This is a genomic window from Streptomyces sp. NPDC004561, assembly GCF_053602155.1.
Genome location: NZ_JBSGDB010000576.1, coordinates 1 through 5,075, shown reverse-complemented (window position 1 = coordinate 5,075; position 5,075 = coordinate 1). Strand labels below are relative to the sequence as shown.

Here is a 5,075-nt window from a genome sequence, read left to right as displayed (position 1 = left end):
CCGAGGGTGTAGCCGAAGCCCGGCTCCAGCGGCTCGATCACGAACCGGGAGCGGAACTCGTCGACGACCTCTTCGGTCAACGAGGGACGCTGAGCAATGAGCACGAGGTATTGCCTCCAGTGTTTGGCGCCCGCTATCTGACGCCGTAGACGATGAAGGGTACGTGCTGTGCGGCCTCCGAATGAAGCCGTACCGCTCGACCCCGCGTGTCTGCCGGTCGGACGGCGGCCGACAGGCTCAGTAGGCGTTGCCCCGCGAACCACCACTCTGCGTGCTCAGTCGGGCCACGGCCTTGGGGCCCCCGAAGGGGGCGGGCCGTCCGTCCGCATTCATGCAGGCGCAGATGGGCGGGCCGACCTGAGGGGGACCTCCATCAACCCCACGCTACTCCGCCTCGTCATCGTGCTGCCCGCCCCGATGCGTGCTGTCGTCCGCATCAGCCTCGCCTACCTGGGCTACCGCCACCCGGCCGTACGCGATCCCTGGTCAGCGCCCTGGCCGGTGCGGCAGTACCGACCGCCTTCGTCATGGTGACGCGACCCCCTGATCAGGCCTGGCACGTGGCGGTGACGTGGCGATCATCCGCGTCTGACCGTGGCGAACGCCTCCGTCTGCGCCCTGCGGCCTTGGGGTGGCGACACAATGCCCGATCCGGCCGGCGACCCTACGGTGGTGGCATGGTGCTGATCAGTGACGAAAGGCGGCACGCGCCGACCCGGATCGGTGTGAAGCACGCGCTGGGCCTGGCTGTCCTGTTCCTGCTGTCCGTGGTGGGTGCCTCGATCGAACCGCACGAGCACCGATTCTCATTACGCTGGACTGCCGTGGTACTGGCGGCTGTCGGCTGCTCCTCACTGATCTGGCGGCGCCGCCACCCGATCGGCGCACTGGCCGTCGCACTCGGCACCGGGGTGAGCTTCCTGGTCCTCGGATTCCGGGAGAGCCCGCTCGTGATCAGCCCGGTTCTGCTGTCCGTCTACACCGTGGCCCTCTTGACCGACCGGCGTACCACCTGGACCGCCGCGTCCGCCTCGGTCGCCATCCTGCTGAGCACCGCCATCCTGTGCGCCCCTCACTCATGGCTGAACCCCGACAACGCGGCATTGCTGGCCTGGACGGCGCTGCCCGCTGCCGTCGGCGACGGCCTACGCTCCCGCCGCGCCTATGTTGCCGCCGTGGAGGAACGGGCGGAGCACGCGGAACGCACGCGTGAACAGGAGGCCCAGCAGCGAGTGGCGGCCGAACGGGTCCGCATCGCACGCGAGTTGCACGACATCGTCGCGCACCACATCGCACTGATCAACGCCCAGGCAGGCGTGGCCGCCCATCTCGCGAAGCAGCACCCGGAACAGATACTGACCGCCTTGGAGGACATCAGGGACACCAGCCGGTCGGCGCTCGACGAACTACGGGTGACCGTGGGACTGCTGCGGCAGTCGGGCGATCCGATCGTGCCGCGCAACCCGGCACCGGGCCTGGTCGACATACCGGTGCTTCTGGCGTCCTTCGAACGCGCCGGCCTGGCCGTCGACCACACCCGGCACGGCACCGCCGCCCAACTGGCACCGGCGGTCGACCTGGCCGCGTACCGCATAGTTCAGGAGGCCCTGACCAACGTGCGCAAGCACGCCGGGGCCGACCACGCCCGGCTGATCCTGCACCATCACCCCGAACGGTTGACGATCACGGTCGAGGACGACGGAGGAACCGCGCGGCATCGGCCTCCGCCCGCGGGCACCGGGCACGGGCTGATCGGGATGCGTGAGCGGGTGGCCACGGTCGGGGGCCGGCTGCACGCGGGACCGCGCCCTGAGGGCGGCTTCAGCGTGACGGCCGACCTGCCGCTGCGCCCCGGCCTGCCGATCGGCGAGACACCGAGAAGGGACGGGCATGACGATTCGCGTACTGCTTGCCGATGACCAGGCCCTGCTGCGGGGCACCTTCAAGATGCTGTTCGACTCCACCGGCGACATGGAGACGGTCGGCGAGGCGTCCAACGGCCACGAGGCGGTGGAGCTGGCGCGGACCCAGCACCCGGACGTGGTGCTGATGGACATCCGCATGCCGGAGATGGACGGCCTCGACGCCACCCGGCTGATCAGCGAGTCCGCAGATCTCGCAGCGGTGAAGGTGCTCATCCTGACCACCTTCGAGGACGACGAGCACGTGGCCGAGGCACTGCGGGCCGGAGCGAGCGGCTTCCTGGGCAAGGGCGCGCGCCCCGAGGAACTGGTCGAGGCCGTCCGCACGGTCGCCGCCGGCGATGCGCTGCTGTCACCCGCGGCCACAGGCGCGCTCATCAGGCGCTTCCTCGCGCAGCCGAACCCCTGCCCGGGAGAGGTGCACGAGCGGCTGGAATGCCTGACGCCACGGGAACGCGACGTCCTGGGGCTGGTGGCGCTGGGCCTGTCGAACGACGAGATCGCCGAGCGCCTGTTCGTCAGCCCGCTGACCGTCAAGACCCACGTCAACCGGGCCATGACCAAGCTGACGGCCCGCGACCGGGCCCAGCTCGTGGTCATCGCCTACCAGTGCGGGCTCGCCAGCCCGGCGCCGGAACCAGTGCGTCCGGAGGTTCCCACGTAGCCGTCGGCATGTCTGCCCCGGCTGTAGGCGGGCGCGCCGGATACCGCGGCCGTGGTACCCAGGAATCGCTGCGCGGGGACGACGCGCGAGGGGTCCTCGCTGGGGGAAGGTGAGACTGCGAACGGAGGTCTCACCATGATCGAAACCCCCATCCGGACCGGCGACTACGACCGGACAACGGCGGTCCGCCCGGCGAACGACTGCCTGGCAGCCGTGGCGCCGCATCTGACCCTCCTCCGAGATTCCCTGGCCTGCGGCACTCACCGCGACCCGCACGGCTACCTCGACGGCCGATCCGAGCGCAGCCACGTGCCCCCACGTCGCCGCAAGCCCGCTCCCATGGCCGGACGGCTCACACTGCCGCAGTGGGTCAGCAGGACCAAGAACATCAGCTGACGCCAGGCCCGACGGTGGACGATTGCAGAGGCCGGCTCCGCGGTTCGCGTGGGCCCGGCATTTGCCAACGCCGACGGCCTCGAGGTCCGCCTCGTTGAGGTGTCACTGCAAAAGATCGAACATGCGCTCTAATTTGAGTGGCGTCGCATCGCCCATCACACCGCCGCCCAGGAGCGCACAGCTCTTCGGCCAGCCCCTGCGCACCCTGGTCTGGCGCCGCCGTCCCCCTGTCGCACCCCTACCGCACCCGAGGACGAACGCGCGCAGGAGCGGAGGCGCCGCCATCGTCCAGGTGGAACGCCATAGTCCAGGTGGAAGGCGAGGTCGCCCACCCGTCCTTCCGCAAGGGCGACGTCCTACCCGTCACCCGCCCGCCGAAAGTCAACCGACGAATCCCTGGCCGACTGACGTACTGTCTTTTCCGACCAGCGCGTGATCAAAGGGGTGGGGATGCCTGAGTTTCAGGCCGAGTTGGTGCGTGCGCTGCCCGGTACCCTGCGGGGGCACTCGGCCCGGTTGGGAGGCAAGACCGCCTACCGCGATGCTCGGCGAACCGTCACCTATCGGGCGCTGGAAGAACGCACGGGTCGGCTGGCCGGGCATCTCGCACGGCTCGGGGTTCAGCGCGGGGACCGAGTCGCCGTCCATCTCGGCAATCGCGTAGAGGTGGTGGAGGCATGCCTCGGGGTCCTTCGGGCCGCGGCGGTCGGCGTGATGCTCAACACCGCTGCTTCCGAGGAGGAGTTGGCACACTTCCTTGACGACAGCGGCGCGACCGTCGTCATCACGGAGGCGGAACTGCTGCCGCTGGTCATCCCGCTGGCCTCCGCCCGGCCCGGGACGCGGGTGGTCGCCGTCGGCCAGGGCGGCGCATCGCACGATGTGCTCGTCTTCGAGGACCTGGCCGGCACGGATCCGGGCCGCCCGCCCCGCGACGACCTCGGCCTCGACGACCCGGCCTGGATCCTGTACACCTCGGGCACCACCGGGGAGAGCAAGGGCGTCGTCTCCACACAGCGCTCCGCCCTCTGGTCGGTGGCGGCGGCCTACGTGCCGGCATACGGGCTGGGCGAGCGGGACCGGCTGCTCTGGCCCCTGCCGATGTTCCACTGCTACGCCCACTCCCTGTGCCTGCTCGGTGTGGTCTCGGTCGGCGCCAGTGCGTATCTGCTGGAGCGGGGCGGGAACGTCGTCGAGGCGCTCACCGCCGAGCCGTTCACCATGGTGGCGGGGGTCCCCACCACCTACCGCCTGCTGCTGGACTCGCTGCGGCGGGCGCCGTGCGCCGTGCCCTCCTCGTTGCGGGTGTGCGTCACGGCGGGCGCACCCTGTCCTCCCGAGCTGAAGGCCGAGATCGGCAGCGTGCTCGCCGCCCCGCTGCTCGACGGCTACGGCTCCACCGAGACGTGCGGCAAGATCGCCGTCGACCGGCTCGACGGGCCCCGCGACGAGGATTCCAGCGGTCCTCCGCTGGCGGGGCTCAGCATCCGGCTGGCCGACCCGCACACCGGTGCCGAGGTCGCCGACGGGGACGAGGGGGAGATCTGGGTCCGTGGTCCCGGCCTGATGGCCGGCTACCACAACCGTCCCGATGCCACGGCCGAGGTGTTCAGCGACGGTTGGTACCGCACCGGAGACCTCGGCCGGCGCCTGCCGCACCGCTCTCTCCGCGTCACCGGCCGGGTCAAGGAGCTGATCATCCGGGGCGGTCAGAACGTCAACCCGACCGAGGTGGAGCGGGCGTTGCTCAGCTGCCCCGGCGTCACGGACGCGGCCGTGGTCGGCAGACCGCACGACGTCCTGGGGGAGGTGCCGGTCGCCCTGGTCGTCCCCGGACCCGACGGCATCGACACGGCGCGGGCGATCGAGGTCTGCCGGGAGCGGCTGTCCGGGTACAAGGTGCCGGACGAGATCTACGAGACCGAGGCCGTCCCCCGCACCCCGTCCGGCAAGATCGCACGGGCGGCGCTCGCCGAGCAGTTGGTGCGGCGGCTCGCGGCGGAGCGGCGGACCGCCTCGGCCGAGTTCCGCGCGCGGTTGTCGGCGGTGCCCGACGCCGTCCTCGACCTGGTGGGACCGGCTCGGCCGGTTCG

Annotated in this window: 4 protein-coding genes and 1 pseudogene; 4 read left to right on the top strand and 1 reads right to left on the bottom strand. The window is 70.9% G+C overall.

Going from position 1 to position 5,075, the window contains the following annotated elements:
• Positions 1 to 104 (bottom strand): annotated as a pseudogene (locus tag ACWEN3_RS41095) (DNA-directed RNA polymerase subunit alpha); the annotation flags it as partial.
• A gap of 573 nt (positions 105 to 677) precedes the next feature.
• Here ACWEN3_RS41095 and ACWEN3_RS41090 point away from each other — a divergent pair.
• The 4 genes from ACWEN3_RS41090 to ACWEN3_RS41075 form a co-directional block, all read left to right on the top strand.
• Positions 678 to 1,919: a sensor histidine kinase gene (locus tag ACWEN3_RS41090; protein ID WP_452982217.1), complete on the top strand. Its 1,242-nt coding sequence runs from the start codon at positions 678 to 680 to the stop codon at positions 1,917 to 1,919.
• Positions 1,891 to 2,586 (top strand): response regulator, encoded by a 696-nt coding sequence (locus ACWEN3_RS41085; RefSeq protein ID WP_452982214.1) that lies wholly within the window; start codon positions 1,891 to 1,893, stop codon positions 2,584 to 2,586. The genes ACWEN3_RS41090 and ACWEN3_RS41085 overlap by 29 nt, the downstream gene beginning before the upstream one ends.
• 135 nt (positions 2,587 to 2,721) lie before the next feature.
• Positions 2,722 to 2,982 carry a hypothetical protein gene (locus ACWEN3_RS41080; protein WP_452982211.1) on the top strand — a complete coding sequence of 87 codons (261 nt, stop codon included), beginning with the start codon at positions 2,722 to 2,724 and terminating at the stop codon, positions 2,980 to 2,982.
• 450 nt (positions 2,983 to 3,432) lie between these two features.
• Positions 3,433 to 5,075 (top strand): class I adenylate-forming enzyme family protein (locus ACWEN3_RS41075; RefSeq protein WP_452982208.1); only part of this gene is annotated, 1,643 nt, incomplete at its 3' end.